Source organism: Dyella sp. 333MFSha, from assembly GCF_900102405.1.
In the GTDB taxonomy this organism is placed as follows: domain Bacteria; phylum Pseudomonadota; class Gammaproteobacteria; order Xanthomonadales; family Rhodanobacteraceae; genus Luteibacter; species Luteibacter mycovicinus.
In genome coordinates this window covers 119,807-137,382 of the sequence record NZ_FNBR01000001.1, presented here as the reverse complement: position 1 = coordinate 137,382, position 17,576 = coordinate 119,807, and the positions used below count along the sequence as shown (strand labels likewise).

Genomic DNA, 17,576 nt, shown 5'->3' with positions numbered 1-17,576 from the left:
CGGTCAGCTCGCCGTCGCATAGCGGTGAATCGCGCCGAGAAGTTCGTCGCGGGTGAATGGCTTGGTGAGGTACTGCTCGGCCCCGACGATGCGACCGCGCGCCTTGTCGAACAGACCGTCCTTGGAGGACAGCATGATTACCGGCGTACCGCGGAACTGGGCGTTGTTCTTGATCAGCGCGCAGGTCTGATACCCGTCCAGGCGCGGCATCATGATGTCGACGAAGATGATGTTCGGCTTCTGGTCCGAGATTTTCGCCAGCGCCTCGAAGCCGTCGACGGCGGTGAGGACGTCGCAGCCTTCCTTCTTCAACAGCGTTTCCGCCGTGCGCCGGATGGTTTTCGAATCGTCGATGACCATGACCTTCAAACCGGTCAGGTCGGTACCGCGTCCGCTTTCGTTCACTGCGCCCCCGTGCCACGCAAAAAAAACCGCAAATCCCCGCGCAGGATAGCCCCTTTCCGGGGCTTGTTCCGTGCGCTGGGTCGTCGTCCGGAACCTGCGTCCCGGCGGCCCGCTCTTCGGCGTTCCTCCCGACCGCTGTTTAATGGTTGGTGAGAGTTACGTCAAGATGAATTGTTCTTAAAAGGGGGACGGGCTTGTGAAATGGACCCTCCCGCTCCACTAGACTTGGCACCCTTCCTGCTCGCCGGACCCGCCATGTCCCTCACCGTCGCCGTCCTGATGGACCCGATCCGCGCCATCAAGATCGCCAAGGACTCCACCTTCGCCATGTTGCTGGAGGCTTCCCGCCGCGGCCACACCCTGTTTTACATGGAGCAGGGCGACCTGGCCCTGCGCGACGGCGAGGCCTGGGCACGCCTGCGGCCGCTCACCGTGAAAGACGATCCCGCCGGCTGGTACACGCTGGGCGAAGCCGCCTGGCGCCCCCTTGGCGAGATCGACATCGTGCTGGCCCGCAAGGATCCACCGGTCGATGCTCAGTTCGTCTACGACACCATGGTGCTGGAGCGTGCCCAGCGGGCGGGCGCCAGGGTCGTCAACGACCCGCGCAGCCTGCGCGACTGCAACGAGAAGCTGTTCGCGCTGGATTTCCCGCAGTGCATCGCCCCGACGCTGGTCTCGCGCGGCCGTGGCGACCTCAAGGCCTTCGTCGCCCTTCATGGCGAGGCGGTCCTGAAGCCGCTCGACGGGATGGGCGGTCGCGGAATCTTCCGCGTCCGGGCCGGCGACAGCAATCTCAACTCGATGCTGGAGACCCTGCTGGTTCCGGCAGGGCATGACTTTGTCATCGCACAGAAGTACATCCCGGAGATCACGTCGGGCGACAAGCGCATCCTGCTGATCGACGGCGAACCGGTGCCTTATGCCCTCGCCCGCATTCCCCAGGGCGACGAATTCCGCGGCAACCTGGCGGCCGGTGGCCGTGGCGAAGGCGTGCCGCTGTCCGAGCGTGACCGCTGGATCGCCGCACAGGTCGCGCCCGAACTGCTGCGTCGCGGCCTCCGCTTCGTCGGTCTGGACGTCATCGGCGACTACCTGACCGAGATCAACGTCACATCTCCGACCTGTATCCGGGAACTGGATGCCCAGTTCGGCATTAACATCGCGGGGCTGATGTTCGACGCAATCGAGGCCCGATGACGACCCGCACCACCGGCGCCGACCTGTTCGGCGCGACCCTGCTGTTCTCGCTGCTGCTGCACGGTGTCGTCATCCTCGGCATCACCTTCGACGCGGAGAAGCCCAAACCGAGCGTTCCCACGCTCGACGTCACGCTTGTGGACGTCGCCAACCAGGAGCCGCCCGACAAGGCCGACTTCCTGGCCCAGGCGAACAACGCGGGCGGCGGTGACAAGGACAAGGCGGCGCGCCCGTCGGAGCCGGTGTCCGGCCCCCTGCCCACTCCCGTGCGCGGCGTCACGCCCGAGCCGAAAGAAGCGCAGGCACCCGCGCCTCAGGACCGCACGCCGCAGCAGTTGCTGACGAGTTCCGGTGAAACCGCCTTCGCGGTCGATACGACGACACAGCAGACCGAGCACCAGGAGCACCCGCTGCCCGTGTCGGACGAGGAGATCCAGCGCAAGCTGGAGATGGCTCGCCTGTCGGCCGAGGTGCGCGAACAGTCGCAGGCCTACGCCAAGCGACCGAAGAAGAAATTCATTTCGTCCAACACGCGCGAGTACGTCTACGCCGCCTACATGAAGGGCTGGGTGGGTCGCGTGGAGCGGGTGGGCAACCTCAACTACCCGGACGAAGCCCGCCGCCAGGGGCTGTATGGCGAGCTGGTCCTCACCGTCGGTCTGAACAAGGACGGCTCGATCAAGAGCATGGACGTGATCAAGAGTTCAGGCCATAAGCTGCTCGATGACGCCGCCCAGCGCATCGTCCGGCTTGCGGCACCTTTCCCCTCGCTGCCGGCTGACAAGACGAAGGTGGATGAGTTGTACATCACCCGGACCTGGCAGTTCTTGCCGGGGAACGTTTTGAGGAACTATTGAGGCTGGGGGGGCCGGGCCGGGCTGAGGCCCGGATCGCGCGCGGGGCGCGCTCCTACAGGGACCTTATCGCGCGCAGGGCGCGCTCCTACAGGGGCCGGGTCGCCTTGTAGGAGCGCGCCCTGCGCGCGATTCACGCCAACGCGATTCACGATGCCGGCAGCAGCTGATCCGCCTCACTCACGTAGGCCTTCTGCGCCTTCCTGTCCCAGACACACAGCTCCCGCCCCGGCCGGTTCTGCATGTGCTTCTGCGGATAACGCCCCGCCAGCACCAGCGCCGTCACCGGCACCCTGTCGTCATACGCGATAGGCCGCCCCACCGGCTTCACATCCTTCAGGCCGCTTGCCGCGACGCAGGCCTGCGTCAGCCGCTGGTCATAGTCCTTCCATGCCGACGGCGTCGAAGCCTGCGCCAGCGAAGCGGCGAGCGCGCCGGTCGCCGCTATAAAACCCTTTGCGAACATCATCTTCTTCACGATTTTGCCTCCTTGTGACCGGGCGCACACGGTACCTCCGGCGCGCTGAACCCATCCGCACGCCCGGGCGAACAGCGGCTACAATGCGGCCATGACGATCGCCAACACATTCGCGGGTCAATTCCTCATCGCGATGCCCTCGCTGGCCGAACCGCCGTTCGCGCGTGGCGTCGCCTTTCTTTGCCAGCATGGCGAAGACGGAGCGGTCGGGCTGCTGATCAACCAGATCTCCGAATACCGTCTGGGCGACGTGCTCGCGCAGATGAAGCTGGACTGCGAGGACCCCGAGATCGCCGACTACCCGGTACTCATCGGCGGGCCGGTGCAGCAGGAGCGCGGATTCGTCCTCCATCGCGAGCCGGGCAACTGGGACTCCAGCTACCGGGTCAACGAGGACTGGTCCGTCACCACCTCGCGCGACATCCTGGTCGCCATGGCCAAAGGCGAAGGCCCTCGCCGCGCGGTGGTCACACTCGGCTACGCGGGCTGGGAAGCCGGCCAGCTCGAACAGGAAGTCATGGACAACGCCTGGCTCACCACGCGCGCTGACGAACACATTATTTTCGACACACCGCTCGACGAGCGCTGGGTCGCCGCGGCCCGCAAGCTGGGCATGCAGGACCCCTCCCAGCTGACCGGCTACGCCGGTCACGCCTGAGCATCCGTTCGCGATGAGTTGCCTGTTCGGTTTCGATGTCGGCACCAAGGTCGTCGGTGTCGCCGTCGGCAACCGCCTTACCGGAACGGCCCGCGGCATCGCCGCGGTGCCGGTGCGCGACGGCCAGCCCGACTGGCAGGCGCTCGACACGCTCCGCCGCGAGTGGCTGCCCGAGGCGCTGATCGTCGGCCTGCCGCTCGATAACGAGGGCAAGGAACAACCGATGACCCGTACGGCCCGCCGTTTCGCCGAACGCATCGGCGAGCGCTACGCCCTGCCCGTGACCTTCGCCGACGAGCGCATGAGCTCGCAGGAGGCCGCGCGTCGCTTCGCCGCCGGACGCGCCGCGGGCACGCGCAAGCGCTCCGATGTCCGCTCGATCGATGCCGAGGCCGCCGCGGTCATCCTCGAGTCTTATCTTCTGCAGTCATGATCCATCCCCCACCTTGAGGCCGTCATGTCCCAACGCCTGCGCCATCTGACCACCCTCGAGAACCTGCCGCGCGAAACGATCGAGCGCCTGCTCGACCGCGCGAACTCCATGCGCGACGCCAGCGCCCATGGCACGCGCAAGCTGGACCTGCTCGGCGGTCGTACCGTGCTCAACCTGTTCTTCGAGCCCTCGACGCGCACGCGCACGTCGTTCGAACTGGCCGCGCGTCGCCTCGGCGCCGATGTCGTCAATTTCGACATCGGGCTGTCCTCGACCAGCAAGGGCGAAGAACTGTTCGACACCCTGCACACGCTCGAAGCCATGCATCTCGACGCCATCGTCGTCCGCCACAAGGTCTCCGGAACGCCCGAGGAACTGGTCAGGCACGCGATGAGCGGCGTGTCCGTGGTGAATGCCGGCGACGGCAACCGCGCCCACCCGACGCAGGGCCTGCTCGATGCGCTGACCATCCGCAACCACCACCCGGACATGCGCAAGGTCAAGGTTGCCATCTGCGGCGACGTGCGCCACTCGCGTGTCGCCCGCTCCGACGTCCATGTGCTGACCGCACTCGGCGTGAAGGACGTCCGTATCGTGGGGCCGACCGCGCTGCTGCCCACCGAAGGTGAGTTGAACGGCGTCACGTACCACGAGGATTTCGACGAGGCGATCGCCGGTGTCGACGCCGTGATCATGCTGCGCCTGCAGAAAGAGCGCATGGCCTCGACAGACCTCCCGGACGAAGCGGCCTACTTCGAGCGCTATGGCCTTGACACCAGGCGCCTCGCCCGGGCGGCGAAGGGTTGCCTCGTGATGCACCCGGGCCCGATCAACCGTGGCATCGAGATCGCCTCCGACGTCGCCGATGGCGCCCAGTCGCGGATCCTCGAGCAGGTCGGCAACGGGGTGTTCGTGCGGATGGCGGTTCTTTGCGAAGTGCTCGGCCGCTAACCGGCACCGCGCCTTGCGTTCCGGCATAATGCCGGGACCTAGGGACCAAACAATGGGATACAGAATGCGACCGACCAAGCGACTTCTCGCGCTCGGCGTCGCCAGCTTGCTGCTGGCGGCCTGCGGCCACAAAGACAAGGATGCCCCTCTGGCCTTCGTGCCGGCGGATACGCCGTACGTGGTCGCAAGCCTCGACAAGCTCGACGACGACGCCTACGAGGCCATGCTGGCCCAGGCCAACAGCGAGCTGCCGGGCCAGGTGGGTCAGATGAAGGCCTTCGCCTCGGACCTCGAGAGCAAGGGCAACAAGGACGGCGCCAACCTCGTCAATGCGCTGGCGGCCGAGTTCGACGGCAAGACCGCCGAGGCCGCCCTGAAGAACATGGGCCTGGATGCGAAGAACGGCACGGCCTTCTACGGCCTCGGTCTCGCTCCGGTCGCGCGCATCACGCTGGCCGATACCGCCGCGTGGGACGCCTTCGTCGGTCGCCTGGAAACCGCCTATGGCAAGAAGCTCGAGACCGCCGATGCCGGTGGCCAGCCGTACCGCCACGTCGCCCTGTCCGACTCGGGCATCCAGCTGATCATCGCCACCGTCGGCAAGCAGGCCGTGGTTTCGCTGCTGCCGGCGGACGCCGCCCAGCCGCTGATCCGTCAGGCGCTCGGTGCCGATCGCCCGGAAAAGAGCATCCAGGAAGACGGCCGCCTTGCCGATCTGGCCAAGGACAAGGGCTACAAGGACTACGCCGTCGGCCAGGTCGACCTGACCCGTCTGCTGCCCCTGATCGCCACGGGCAAGGATCCGCTGTTCGCGACCTTCCTCAAGCACCAGTCGGCCAAGACCGGCGAGCCTGTGCCCACGCTGCCGCCGAGCTGCCAGAGCGAAGCGTCGCGCATCGCCGCGCGCGTGCCCTCGGTCAGCTTCGGCTACACCCGCCTCGACCTGCACCACCAGGAGCAGCGCGTGGACATCGCGCTGGCCGACGACATCACCAAGGCCTTCTCCGGTCTCAAGGTCGAAGTCCCGGGCCTGGGTAGCGACGCGACCGGCGCGTTCGACATCAGCCTCGCGCTGCCCGTCGAACAGCTGCGCACGTTCTTCACCGCGCAGGCGGAAGCCGTAGCGGCCAAGCCGTTCGAATGCCCGGCCTTCGCCAGCATGAACGACAGCTTCGCCAAAATGGGTTCGACCATGCAGCAGGCGGCCATCCCGCCGATCGGCGACCTGCGCGGCCTTCGCGTGCTCATCGACTCGTTCAAGCCTGCCGCCAACGCGCAGCAGATGCCGCAGCTCACCGGCCGTGTCGTGATCGCGACGCGTAACCCGGCGGGTCTGCTGGCCATGGGTCAGGCGATGCTCGGCGGCGACTTCAAGCTGGCCGGCGACGGCAAGCCGGTCGCTCTGCCGCCGAACATCAGCGGCATGCTCGGTATGCCGGGCTGGGCCGCCATGAACGGCCAGGCCATCGCCATCGGCCTGGGTGCCGGCGAAGACGCCAAGCTCGACGACGTCCTGATGGGCAGCACGGGTGACGCTGGCCGTGTCTCCCGCCTGCATCTGAACGGCGACATGTACCGCTCGTGGGTCGACGTGATGGCCGATAAGGCTCAGGCCTTCGCCAGCAACATGACCGAAGCCGCGGGCGCCGACGGCGCTCCGGACGGCCAGGCCGACACCGCCGCGGCGGCTCAGCGCTCCAAGGCACAGTTCGATGCGATGAAGGCTCAGGCCGCCCGCGTCGTGCAGGTCTCGGGCGAGTCGCACGTCGACGAGAAGGGCCTGGTGATCTCGGGCGCGGTCGAATACAAGTAAGCCGCGTTACGGCGCCAAAGATGAAGGCGGCCCTCCGGGGCCGCCTTTTTTATGCGCTGAGCAGACACTGATCATCCTTTCGGCAAAGCTGAACGGAGCGGTTTTTCGGGCACGAATCGTTCACGGATGCGCTGTTTCCATAGGCCCCGCGACACGGCAGCCACAGTGCGCGGCGCCGTCGCCAGTCCCATCACAGATTCGTATAAAGGAGTTCCCCATGAACCATTCGAACCTCCGTAAGGCCCTGTTCGCCGCCGCTCTCGTTGCCGGTCTCGGCACGGTCCCGTTCGCTCAGGTCAATGCACAGGACTCCGCGGCGGCCACGAGCAAGGGCGACAACCAGACGGTCGCCGGCAAGGCGGACGACACGTGGATCACCACCAAGGTGAAGTCCGAGTTCGCTGCGAACAAGAGCGTCAAGGCCACCGACATTTCGGTCTCGACCGCTGACGGCGTCGTCACCCTGACGGGCACCGTCGCCACGGCGAAGGAAAAGAGCCACGCCGAGATGATCGCCAAGAAGATCAAGGGCGTGAAGAGCGTCGACGCGAGCGGCCTGACCGTGTCGGCTGCCGCACAGTAAGACTTCGCTTCGGCGGAATCGAAAAGGGAGCCGAAAGGCTCCCTTTTTTTGTGCGGTCCCGGGCAGCCTTCGCGCTCGCCCGTCCGATAGTCGCCAGCCAGCCCTGCTGGCGACGCGCCCGCTTACCGGCTCAGCATTCCGCCGAACGTCTGCTTGTCGTTCGTCGAGTCGATCTCGACACCTTCCAGCCCCTGCGACAGCGTATGCGCATCGCCTCCCTGGGCCAGCTTGATCCGCAGGCGCACTTCGTTCGAACTGTCCGCGTGGCGCAGCGCGTCTTCGTACGAGATCTCACCAGCGTGGTACAGCTCGACCAGGCTCTGGTCGAACGTCCGCATGCCGAGCTGATTCGAGTCGCGCATCAGCTCCTTGAGCTTATGCACCTCACCCTGTCGGATGTAATCCTGCGCGAGCGGCGTGCCCAGCAGCACTTCCACCGCGACGCGGCGCGACTTGCCGTCCGGCGTCGGGATCAGCTGCTGCGCGACGATGCCCTTGAGGTTCAGCGAGAGATCCATGAACAACGCGCTGCGACGGTCTTCCGGGAAGAAGTGGAGGATACGGTCCAGCGCCTGGTTGGCATTGTTCGCATGCAGGGTGCACAGGCACAGGTGGCCCGTCTCCGAGAAGTTGATCGCGTGCTCCATCGTCTCGCGCGTACGCACCTCGCCGATCATGATGACGTCGGGCGCCTGGCGCAGCGTGTTCTTCAGCGCGTTTTCCCAGTTGTCGGTATCGATGCCGAGTTCGCGCTGGGTGATGATGCAGCCTTCGTGCTTGTGCACGTATTCGATCGGGTCTTCGATCGTGATGATGTGACCCGTGGAGTTCTGGTTGCGGTAGCCGATCATCGACGCGAGCGACGTGGACTTACCGGTACCGGTACCACCGACGAAGATGATGATGCCGCGCTTGGTCATCGCCAGCTGCTTGATGATCGGCGGCAGACTCAGTTCTTCCGGCGTGGGGATCTTCGACTCGATCCGGCGCAGCACCATACCGACGCAGTTGCGCTGGTAGAAGCACGACACACGGAAACGTCCGACACCCGAGGCGCTGATGGCGAACTGGCACTCGTGGGTCTTTTCGAACTCTTCGCGCTGCGCGGGCGTCATCACGTTCAGCACCATGTCGCGCGACTGCTGCGCGGACAGCGGGCTCTGCGTGATGGGAACGATGCGTCCCTGGACCTTCATGGAAGGTGCGACGCCGGCGGTGATGAACAGGTCGGAAGCCTGCTTATGCACCATCAGCTTCAGAAAAGAGGTGAAATCGAATTCGCTCATGGCGGTCTGGTCCCCGTGTGCCGGACCGGGCCGGCGCCCCTGTCGCGATCATATACCGGCGACGGGGGCGCTTGCAGCGGACTGTTTCACGCCTTAGCGGAACGATTCCTTGTTCTTGGCGTACATCATGCCTTCCTGGCGGGTGATCTGGCCGCGCTTGACCAGATCGAGCAGGTTCTGGTCGAGGGTCTGCATGCCGTACTGCTGACCGGTCTGGATCGCCGAGTACATCTGGGCGACCTTGTCCTCGCGGATCAGGTTACGGATGGCCGGGATGCCTACCATGATCTCGTGGGCCGCCAGACGACCGCCGCCCACCTTTTTCAGCAGGGACTGCGAGATGACCGCGCGCAACGACTCGGACAGCATCGAGCGGACCATCGGCTTTTCGCCTGCCGGGAACACGTCGATGATGCGGTCGATGGTCTTGGCGGCCGAGGAGGTATGCAGCGTACCGAACACCAGATGGCCGGTTTCCGCGGCGGTCAGCGCCAGGCGGATGGTCTCCAGATCGCGAAGCTCGCCGACCAGGATGTAGTCGGGATCCTCACGCAGTGCCGAACGCAGGGCCTCGTTGAAGCCGTGGGTGTCGCGGTGCACTTCACGCTGGTTGACCAGGCACTTCTGCGAGGTATGCACGAATTCGATCGGATCCTCGACGGTGAGCAGGTGACCGTATTCGTTCTTGTTGATGTGATCGACCATCGCCGCCAGCGTCGTGGACTTGCCCGAACCGGTCGGCCCGGTGACCAGGATCAGGCCCTGCGGCTGTTCGATCAGCTCGCGGAAGATCTTCGGCGCGCCGAGGTCTTCCAGGGTGAGCACCTCGGAAGGAATGGTACGGAACACCGCGCCGGCACCACGGTTGTGGTTGAAGGCGTTGACGCGGAAGCGCGCCAGCCCGGGAATCTCGAACGAGAAGTCGGTCTCGAGGAACTCTTCGAAGTCGCGTCGCTGCTTGTCCGACATGATGTCGTAGATCAGCGAATGGACCTGCTTGTGCTCCAGCGCGGGGATATTGATACGCCGCACGTCACCATCGACGCGGATCATGGGCGGCAGGCCCGCGGAGAGGTGCAGGTCGGAGGCCTTGTTCTTCACTGAGAAGGCAAGGAGTTCGGCGATATCCATGAGGGTCCCCTTTCGATGTGGGGCATAGGTAAACACGCCGGAGGGTCGGCGGCAAGGCGCGGCACCATATATGCTTCGGTGACTGTGAAAACCATCGCGAACGGAGCGGACCACCCCATGAATCGGATCGCCTTTATCGGCGGCGGCAACATGGCCACGGCCTTGATCGCCGGCATGCTTCGCCACGGCGCCCAGCCCGGCGGCATCGCGGTGGCCGAGCCCCGCGCCGAGGCCCTGCAGGAGCTCTCCCGCGAATACGGCGTGGCCACGTACACCGACAACCTCGACGCCGCCGAAGGCGCGTCGATCCTCGTGCTGGCGGTGAAGCCGCAGATGATGGCCGAGGTCTGCCGCGGCCTCCGTCCGGCGGTACAGAAATACCGGCCGGTGATCATCTCCATCGCGGCGGGCATCCGCATCGCCCAACTCGAGCGCTGGTTCGACGCCGCCCTGCCCGTGGTGCGCTGCATGCCCAATACGCCCGCCATGTTCGGCGCCGGCGCCACCGGGCTGTTCGCCAACGGGCGGGTGAGCGCACCGCAGCGGGCCGAGGCGCAGCACGTGCTGGACGCGGGCGGCCTGACCGTGTGGGTGCCTGACGAGGACCAGCTCGATATCGTCACCGCCCTCTCCGGCTCGGGCCCGGCGTATTTCTTCCTGATGGTCGAGGCACTGGAAAACGCGGCATTTTCTCAAGGGCTGTCCCGTGAGACGGCCCGGGCCCTCGCGGCGCAGACGGCGTTCGGCGCCGGGCGCATGCTGGTCGAATCCGGCGAGAGCGCCGCCACGCTGCGGCAACGCGTCACCTCCCCCAACGGCACCACCCAGGCTGCGCTGGAGAGCTTTCGCGACGATCATTTCCCTGCCATCGTGGCGCGGGCGGTCGACGCGGCGCGCCGACGCGGCTTTCAACTATCCGAAGACATGGAATCGAACACGTGAACTACCTGACCAACGCCGGCGGCCTGCTCCTTGAAGTCGCTTTCGGCGCACTCGTCACGCTTTTCATCCTGCGCATCCTCGCCGAAGCGTACCGGGCCGACTTCCACAACCCGATCTGCCAGTTCCTCTACCGGTTCACCAACCCGGTGCTGCGACCGCTGCGCAAGGTGCTGCCGCCCGTGCGCCGGGTGAACACCGGCGGCATTGTGATCGTGTACCTGCTCGAATGCGTCAAGTGGCTTCTGATCGCCGCCATGGCGGGCATCGCGCCGAACATCCTCGGCCTGGCGATCACCGGCCTGGGCGAGACGCTGGATATCTTCCTGCTGACCTGGGTGGTGCTGGTCTTCGCCTGGTCGATCATGAGCATGCTCTCGACCGATCGCTACCACCCGGTGGCGCGTCTGGTGACGAGCCTGGCCGAGCCGCTGGTGAGGCCGCTGCGTGGGCGCATGACGATCGGCGGACTGGATTTCTCGCCGACCGTCGTGATTCTCGGCCTGATCCTGGCGCGGATGCTGATTGCCGCGCCGATCAAGGACTGGGGTGTGTCCATGATGCTGGGGGCGGCAGGCTGAAGGCAGGAGCGCGCCCAGCGCACTCCTACCTGCCCCCTACCCTCCGCGCATCCGTCACGTTGGACAGCGCGCTCAACCGACCGAGCAACGTTGAAAGCTGCTCATAGTCCTTCACTCGCAGCGTAAAGCGCATGTCGACCTCGCCCGTCCGCACATGCACGCGGCTGGAGGACGCGACGATGTGCGGTCCGGTGTTGCTGATCGTGGTGGCGACATCCTTCTGCAGCCCCTTCCGGTCGTAACCGCGCAGCTCGATGTCGATCTCGTAACTCTGCACCTCCACGCGGCCCCAGCTCACGTCGATGACGCGTTCGGGGCTGCGGCGTGCGAGCCGTGCCAGGCTGGCGCAATCGGAGCGATGAACCGATACGCCACGTCCGCGGGTGATGAAGCCACGCACCGGGTCGCCCGGCAGCGGCTGGCAGCAGCGCGCAAGCGTCGTGAGCAGATTACCCAGGCCCTCGATCGACAGCGCCCCGCGGTCGTGCTGGGCGGCGCGCGACGCGACGGGGTTGCCCGACTGCGTGATCTCCGGTTCCACCGGCTCCTGCAGTGACCGAGCCACCTGCCCCAGCGTGACCTCACCGAGTGCGATGGTGACGTAGAGCTCGTCGACCGACTTCAGGCGGAAGTGCGTGGCCAGCTTGGCCAGATCGACGTCGTCGAGCGCCAGCCGGCGCAGCTCCTTCTCGAGCGTGATCTTGCCCGTCACGATGTTGGCGTCGTGCGCCTCGCGCCGGAACCAGCCGCGCACCTTTTCCTTCGCGCGCGACGTATGCAGGTAACCGTGATGGGCCGAGAGCCAGTCACGGCTCGGCTCCGACACCTTGGTGGTGAGGATCTCGATGCGGTCGCCGCTGCGCGGCTGCGTGGTCAGCGGCACGATGCGGCCGTTGAGCTTCGCGCCACGGCAGCGATGACCGACCTCGGTATGGATGTGGTACGCGAAATCGAGCACGGTCGCACCCCGCGGCATGTCGATGACCTCGCCCTTGGGCGACAGCACATACACGCGGTCTTCCATCAGCTCGGTTTCGAAGCCCGCGGCGAGCTCGGCCTCGTCTTCACCGCGCGGTTCGAGCAGCTTGCGCATCCAGGCGATCTTCGCCTCGAATTCCGCATCGGCACCGCCGCCTTCCTTGTAACGCCAGTGGGCGGCCACGCCGAGTTCGTTAGCGCGGTGCATCTCGTGCGTACGGATCTGCACTTCCAGCGTCTTGCCCTGCGGACCCAGCACGGCGGTATGCAGCGACCGGTAACCGTTGCCCTTCGGTCGCGCGACGTAGTCGTCGAACTCGCCCGGCAGATGCGGCCACAGACTGTGCACGAGACCCAGCGCCGCGTAACAGTCGGCCACGCTGTCGACGAGGATGCGCACCGCACGGATGTCATAGAGGTCGGAGAACTCCAGCCCCTTCTTCTTCATCTTTTTCCAGATGGAGAAAATGTGCTTCGGACGACCGGCGAGATCGGCATGCACGCCGGCACCGTCGAGCGTCTCGCGCAACGTCGTCAGACTCGCGGCGATAAACGTCTCGCGATCGGTGCGGCGCTCGTCGAGCAGACGCGCGATACGGCGGTAGGTGTCCGGCTCCAGGTAACGGAAGGCGAGATCCTCCAGCTCCCATTTCAGCTGCCAGATACCGAGGCGATTGGCGAGCGGCGCATGGATGTCGGACGTGAGCTGGGCCAGTTCACGACGTTCGTGATCCGGCAAGGCCATGGCGGTGCGCATCGCGGCGAGCTGGCGTGCGAGCAGGACGAACACGACGCGGAGATCGCGGATGATCGCCAGCAACAGGCGACGCAGGCCTTCCGCGCCGCTCGCCGGACCGCGCTGCGCATGCAGTGCCCAGACCTTTTCCGCTTCGCCCTGCCCTTCGACCAGGCGGCGCAGTGTGGGCGCCCATGTCTTCGCCGCCTCGTCGGCCGCGCCGGGCAGCCCGTTGACCAGCGAAAACCACAGTGCCGAGGCGCAGGTTTCGTCATCGCAGCCGAGCAGGCGCAACAGCTCGATGACGGTCTCGCCTTCGGCCCGCGCCGCCACGGGCAGCACGGCACAGGCCTCGCGGGCACGCTCGGTCAGCGGCATCGCGTTGCCTTTCGCCTCCGGGGAGCGCGTCTCGCTCATGGCTTCATCCTCGCGGGTTTTCATCGTGACGCCGCCTGCGCGGTTTCCAGTGCCTTCGCCAGCCGTTTGGCTGAAACCGGCTCGGCCGTTTTCAGCTCCTGGGCAAACAGGGACACGCGCCATTCTTCGAGCAACCAGCGTAGCTCGCTCCAGTCCGTCGCATCCAGCGCGGTGCCGCCACCCTGCAGCAGTGCGCGCCAGTACGGCAGCACCTGCAGCATACGCGACTGGTCGCGCGCGGGATCCTGGCGGAGACGCTCGCCACGCAGACGCATGGCTTTCAGGTAACGCGGGATATGCGCGAGCCGGGTGGTCGGCAGTTCCCGCAGAAACCCCGGCTGCAACAAGGCCGCGAGTTGCTCGCGCAGGTCGTCGTAGCTGGCCCTGGCGAAGCCCATCAGTGGCGGCTCCATCCACGGTTTGAGTTCGGCCTGTGCCTCGATAATCGGTTCGGCGAGCTTCTGCCGCGCCATCGCGGCGCCGAACAGCTTCTGGGCGAATTCCGTGCGCAAGGCTTCGAAGGCACCCTGGGTGCGCATGTCGAGCCGGCGACCGTCGAGCAGGTCGCTGAAGCCACCCTCCACGAGGTCCTCGCGCAGACCGTCGACACTGCCCATCGGCGCGTATTTGAGCGACAGCGGATTGGCGATCGGCAACTGCCGTTTCGCGCGCTTGAATTCAGGGCCGAGCGCTTCACGCAGCAGCCGCTCGACACCGCCCGCATGTGCTTCGGCGGCCTCGTCGGCGCGCTCGAAGACACGCAACGCCACCGCCTCGCCGAGGTCGACCAGCGCGGGGTAGGCCTTCAGACCGGCTTCGGACGTCACTTCCGCCGGGATCGATTCGAAGTCCCACGTGACGATGTCCTCGCGCGTGAGTTCGATGTCGGTCTTGCGCGAGAACGCTTCGCGCGCCTTGCCTTCCCACTGGGCACGAATCGCCGCGAGGTCACGGCCTTCGGCCACGGTGCGACCGTTTTCGTCGTGCACGCGGTAGCGCATGAGCAGGTGCGGCGGAAGCTCCGCATCGGCGAACACCGCGGCGTCCACGTCGACACCCGTGGTTTTCTTCAGAAAACGGGCCAGCGCCAGCGGCAGGGATTCGTCACGCGGCGACTCGGCTTCGGCGAACGCGCGTGCGAAATCCGGCGCGGGCACGAAGTTGCGCCGCAGCGCCTTCGGCAATGCACGGATCAGCTCGGCCACCTTGTCGACGAGCAGGCCAGCGACCAGCCACTCGCCCCGCGCCGTCGGCAACGCATTGAGGAAAGCCAGCGGCACATTCACGGTGACGCCATCGGCGTGATCGCCGGGGACGAAGCGGTATTCGAGCCGATAGCGGTGCTGACCGATATCGAGGGAGGCGGGGAACGCCTTCGGATCGAGCCCGCTGCCGGTATCCATCACATCAGCGAGCGTCCAGCGCAAGGCGGCCTGTTCACCGGGCGATGCCTTCCGGTACCACGCGTCGAGCGCGCGTACGTCGGCGATCTCCTCGGGCAGCTTGCCGTGGAAGAAGGCGACCAGATCGTCGTCGGAACGCAGCAGACCGGCGCGGCGCTGCTTGGCTTCGATGTCATGCGCCTGCTCGAGCACGCGCGCATTGGCACGGACGAAGTCGGCGCGGCTGTCGATATCCGCGCGCACCAGCGCCTCGCGCAGAAAGATCTCGTGCGCCAGCCTGGGATCCTGCCGGTGGAAGGTCACCGGACGACGCTCGACCAGCACCAGACCGAACAGCGTGACCTGTTCGTACGCCACGACGGTACCGCGCTTGCGCGACCAGTGGGCGTCGCGCGCCGTCGCGCGGACGAGGTGACTGGCCTGCGTTTCGATCCACGCCGGATCGACCCGCGCATTCATCATCGCCCAGATCCGCCCACCGATATCCAGGATCTGCGCGGCGAAGATCCATGCCGGCGGCGACTTGGCAAGCGCGGAACCGGGGAAGACCTGGAAGCGGCGCTCGCGCGTCCCGCGGAAGATGCCCTTCTCGTCCTTGTGGCCGACCTGGGTCGGCAGGCCCGCGAGGAGGCTGCGGTGCACGGCCTCGAAGAGCGCGTCCGCGCTGCCCTCACCCTGCTGGGAGCCAACCCTGTCGGCGATCTCCCCGCTTTGGTGGGAGCTGACCCTGTTGGCGACCGCACGGTTGCGGCGGCGCTTATCGCCAGCAGGGCTGGCTCCTGCCACAGCCGGCTTGCCCTGGCCTGCCTTGTCCTCGGACTTATCCCGGTCCGACCAGCCGAGGTTGCGCGTCACCAGCACGAGCTGCCGGTGCAGCTCGCGCCACTCGCGCATGCGCATGAAGCTCAGGAAGTGACGCGAGCACCAGTCGCGCAGCTTCGACGAGGTGAGTTCCTCGGCGGCGGACAGATAGCCGCGCCACAGATTCAGCACGCCGACGAAGTCGGATTTCGGATCGGCAAACTGTGCATGAGCCGCATCGGCCTGGCCGCGCGCTTCCGGCGGACGCTCGCGTGGGTCCTGGATGCTGAGGAACGCGACGATCGTGGTCAGTTCGGCCAGCGAACCAAGCCGACGCGCTTCCACCAGCATGCGCGCCAGCTGCACATCGATCGGCAGACGCGCGACGGTACGCCCGGTCGCCGTAAGGCGGCGGTCGTCGTCGATCGCACCGATCTCGGCGAGGCGGCGGTAGCCATCGGCCACGATGCGGGGATCCGGCGCTTCGAGGAACGGAAAGTCCTCCACCTCGCCCAGATCCAGCGCCAGCATGCGCAGGATCACGTTGGCGAGCGAGGATCGGAGCAGTTCCGGGTCCGTGAACTCCGGACGGAGATTGAAGTCGGCTTCTTCGTAAAGCCGATAGCAGATGCCCGGTCCCACGCGTCCGCAGCGGCCCTTGCGCTGGTTGGCGGCGGCCTGCGAAATGGGCTCGATATGCAGCCGCTCCAGCTGTCCCCGCTGGCTGTAGCGTTTGACGCGCGCCGTTCCGGGATCCACGACATACCTGATGCGCGGCACGGTCAACGAGGTTTCGGCCACGTTGGTCGCCAGCACGATGCGCCGCTTCGGCCCGGGACGGAACACGCGATCCTGCTCGCTGGCGGAAAGTCGCGCGTAGAGCGCCACCACCTCGGTCTCACGGTACTGCTTGCGCGACAACAACAGATGGGTGTCTCGAATCTCGCGCTCGCCGGGCAGGAATACCAGCACGTCACCACGCGGATCCTCACGGGTGATGTCGTCCATCGCGTCCGCGATCTGCTGCGCGACATTGCCTTCGCCGCGCTCGCCGGGCGGCCGATAGCGAACCTCGACCGGGTAGGTACGCCCCTCTACCTCGACCACCGGCGCATTGCCGAAATGGGTGGCGAAGCGCTCGGTGTCGATCGTCGCCGAGGTCACGATGATCTTCAGGTCCGACCGGCGCTCGGCCAGCCGCCGGAGGTAGCCCAACAGAAAGTCGATGTTGAGGCTGCGCTCGTGCGCCTCGTCGATGATGATCGTGTCGTAGGCGGACAGCCAGGGATCCGACTGGGTCTCGGCCAGGAGGATGCCGTCGGTCATGAACTTGACCAGCGCCTGATCGGACACCTTCTCGGTGAAGCGCACCTGGAAGCCGACCTTGTCGCCCAGCGGCGTGCCCAGCTCCTCGGCCACGCGCGTGGCAACCGAACGTGCGGCAAGACGCCGCGGCTGCGTGCAACCGATCATCCCCGCCTCGCCGCGCCCGGCCGCAAGGCACAGCTTCGGGAGCTGCGTGGTCTTGCCCGAGCCGGTCTCACCGGCCAGCACCACGACCTGGTTCTCGCGAATCAGCTTGATGATGTCTTCCGCGCGCGCCGCGATGGGCAGCGAGGCATTCACCGTGATCGCCGGCTTGGACGCGGCTCGTGCCGCGCGCCGCGCGCGCGACACCTCGATATCGGCGGCGAGGGCGTCCACGCGGGACGGATCCGGCTTGCGCTGGAGACCGCGCCAGCGCCCGAGCAGGCGACCGAAATCGCGGCTGGCCACGTGATTGAGCGCATCGCGCATCGCGCGCAGGCGCGGATCGGGCGACGGAGAACGGGCGGGAGGTGTGGTTGTACTCATGGGGACGCCAATAATAGCGTGCGCCTATGGACGGCATCGGAACGTTTCATTTCACCTCGTCCGGTCCGAACGTTA

The 17,576-nt window shown here is 66.3% G+C and carries 15 protein-coding genes; 9 read left to right on the top strand and 6 right to left on the bottom strand.

The features are described from left to right. Nucleotides 1-3 precede the first annotated feature (3 nt). Nucleotides 4-360, bottom strand: coding sequence for a twitching motility response regulator PilG (pilG, locus tag BLT40_RS00605; protein ID WP_051944199.1), 357 nt, complete (start codon nt 358-360; stop codon nt 4-6). Nucleotides 361-660: 300 nt separating this feature from the next. Here pilG and gshB point away from each other — a divergent pair, with 300 nt between their 5' ends. Both gshB and BLT40_RS00595 read left to right on the top strand, forming a co-directional pair. Then, nucleotides 661-1,605, top strand: a complete 945-nt coding sequence (gene gshB / locus BLT40_RS00600) for a glutathione synthase (RefSeq protein WP_090350725.1) — start codon at nt 661-663, stop codon at nt 1,603-1,605. Beyond that, nucleotides 1,602-2,462, top strand: coding sequence for an energy transducer TonB (locus tag BLT40_RS00595; protein ID WP_090350722.1), 861 nt, complete (start codon nt 1,602-1,604; stop codon nt 2,460-2,462). The genes gshB and BLT40_RS00595 overlap by 4 nt, the downstream gene beginning before the upstream one ends. Nucleotides 2,463-2,607: 145 nt before the next feature. Here BLT40_RS00595 and BLT40_RS00590 read toward each other — a convergent pair whose 3' ends face one another. After that, nucleotides 2,608-2,937 carry a hypothetical protein gene (locus BLT40_RS00590; RefSeq protein ID WP_218124504.1) on the bottom strand — a complete coding sequence of 110 codons (330 nt, stop codon included), beginning with the start codon at nt 2,935-2,937 and terminating at the stop codon, nt 2,608-2,610. A gap of 91 nt (nt 2,938-3,028) precedes the next feature. Between BLT40_RS00590 and BLT40_RS00585 the strand changes: the two genes are divergently transcribed. From BLT40_RS00585 to BLT40_RS00565, 5 genes are all read left to right on the top strand, one after another. After that, nucleotides 3,029-3,595 carry a YqgE/AlgH family protein gene (locus BLT40_RS00585; RefSeq protein ID WP_090350718.1) on the top strand — a complete coding sequence of 189 codons (567 nt, stop codon included), beginning with the start codon at nt 3,029-3,031 and terminating at the stop codon, nt 3,593-3,595. 13 nt (nt 3,596-3,608) lie between these two features. After that, complete coding sequence (gene ruvX, locus BLT40_RS00580; RefSeq protein ID WP_036111291.1) at nt 3,609-4,028, top strand: Holliday junction resolvase RuvX; 420 nt, start codon at nt 3,609-3,611, stop codon at nt 4,026-4,028. A gap of 24 nt (nt 4,029-4,052) precedes the next feature. Continuing rightward, entirely contained in the window at nt 4,053-4,979 is a 927-nt protein-coding gene (locus BLT40_RS00575; protein ID WP_079522562.1) for an aspartate carbamoyltransferase catalytic subunit, read from the top strand. 64 nt (nt 4,980-5,043) lie between these two features. Next, complete coding sequence (locus tag BLT40_RS00570) at nt 5,044-6,792, top strand: hypothetical protein (RefSeq protein ID WP_036111285.1); 1,749 nt, start codon at nt 5,044-5,046, stop codon at nt 6,790-6,792. A 217-nt stretch (nt 6,793-7,009) separates the two neighbouring features. After that, nucleotides 7,010-7,375, top strand: coding sequence for a BON domain-containing protein (locus BLT40_RS00565; protein WP_036111283.1), 366 nt, complete (start codon nt 7,010-7,012; stop codon nt 7,373-7,375). Nucleotides 7,376-7,497: 122 nt separating this feature from the next. Here BLT40_RS00565 and BLT40_RS00560 read toward each other — a convergent pair whose 3' ends face one another. Next, entirely contained in the window at nt 7,498-8,661 is a 1,164-nt protein-coding gene (locus BLT40_RS00560; RefSeq protein WP_036111280.1) for a PilT/PilU family type 4a pilus ATPase, read from the bottom strand. 93 nt (nt 8,662-8,754) lie between these two features. Then, entirely contained in the window at nt 8,755-9,792 is a 1,038-nt protein-coding gene (locus BLT40_RS00555) for a type IV pilus twitching motility protein PilT (protein ID WP_036111278.1), read from the bottom strand. A 117-nt stretch (nt 9,793-9,909) separates the two neighbouring features. Between BLT40_RS00555 and proC the strand changes: the two genes are divergently transcribed. Both proC and BLT40_RS00545 read left to right on the top strand, forming a co-directional pair. After that, nucleotides 9,910-10,734, top strand: coding sequence for a pyrroline-5-carboxylate reductase (gene proC, locus BLT40_RS00550; protein WP_043695279.1), 825 nt, complete (start codon nt 9,910-9,912; stop codon nt 10,732-10,734). Then, complete coding sequence (locus BLT40_RS00545; protein ID WP_090350713.1) at nt 10,731-11,312, top strand: YggT family protein; 582 nt, start codon at nt 10,731-10,733, stop codon at nt 11,310-11,312. The genes proC and BLT40_RS00545 overlap by 4 nt, the downstream gene beginning before the upstream one ends. Nucleotides 11,313-11,337: 25 nt before the next feature. Here the strand turns inward: BLT40_RS00545 and BLT40_RS00540 are convergent, their stop codons facing one another. Together BLT40_RS00540 and hrpA are read right to left on the bottom strand one after the other, a co-directional pair. Beyond that, the gene (locus tag BLT40_RS00540; protein WP_090352481.1) at nt 11,338-13,443 is read right to left on the bottom strand and encodes a RelA/SpoT family protein; all 2,106 of its coding nucleotides are present in this window, start codon (nt 13,441-13,443) and stop codon (nt 11,338-11,340) included. A gap of 20 nt (nt 13,444-13,463) precedes the next feature. Beyond that, nucleotides 13,464-17,501, bottom strand: a complete 4,038-nt coding sequence (hrpA, locus tag BLT40_RS00535) for an ATP-dependent RNA helicase HrpA (protein WP_090350709.1) — start codon at nt 17,499-17,501, stop codon at nt 13,464-13,466. Between the last annotated feature and the right edge of the window lie 75 nt (nt 17,502-17,576).

Coding starts and splice junctions, on each gene's coding strand:
- pilG (WP_051944199.1), bottom strand. CDS start 360: ATGGTCATCGACGATTCGAAAACCATCCGGCGCACGGCGGAAACGCTG.
- gshB (WP_090350725.1), top strand. CDS start 661: ATGTCCCTCACCGTCGCCGTCCTGATGGACCCGATCCGCGCCATCAAG.
- BLT40_RS00595 (WP_090350722.1), top strand. CDS start 1,602: ATGACGACCCGCACCACCGGCGCCGACCTGTTCGGCGCGACCCTGCTG.
- BLT40_RS00585 (WP_090350718.1), top strand. CDS start 3,029: ATGACGATCGCCAACACATTCGCGGGTCAATTCCTCATCGCGATGCCC.
- ruvX (WP_036111291.1), top strand. CDS start 3,609: ATGAGTTGCCTGTTCGGTTTCGATGTCGGCACCAAGGTCGTCGGTGTC.
- BLT40_RS00575 (WP_079522562.1), top strand. CDS start 4,053: ATGTCCCAACGCCTGCGCCATCTGACCACCCTCGAGAACCTGCCGCGC.
- BLT40_RS00570 (WP_036111285.1), top strand. CDS start 5,044: ATGCGACCGACCAAGCGACTTCTCGCGCTCGGCGTCGCCAGCTTGCTG.
- BLT40_RS00565 (WP_036111283.1), top strand. CDS start 7,010: ATGAACCATTCGAACCTCCGTAAGGCCCTGTTCGCCGCCGCTCTCGTT.
- BLT40_RS00560 (WP_036111280.1), bottom strand. CDS start 8,661: ATGAGCGAATTCGATTTCACCTCTTTTCTGAAGCTGATGGTGCATAAG.
- BLT40_RS00555 (WP_036111278.1), bottom strand. CDS start 9,792: ATGGATATCGCCGAACTCCTTGCCTTCTCAGTGAAGAACAAGGCCTCC.
- proC (WP_043695279.1), top strand. CDS start 9,910: ATGAATCGGATCGCCTTTATCGGCGGCGGCAACATGGCCACGGCCTTG.
- BLT40_RS00540 (WP_090352481.1), bottom strand. CDS start 13,443: ATGAGCGAGACGCGCTCCCCGGAGGCGAAAGGCAACGCGATGCCGCTG.
- hrpA (WP_090350709.1), bottom strand. CDS start 17,501: ATGAGTACAACCACACCTCCCGCCCGTTCTCCGTCGCCCGATCCGCGC.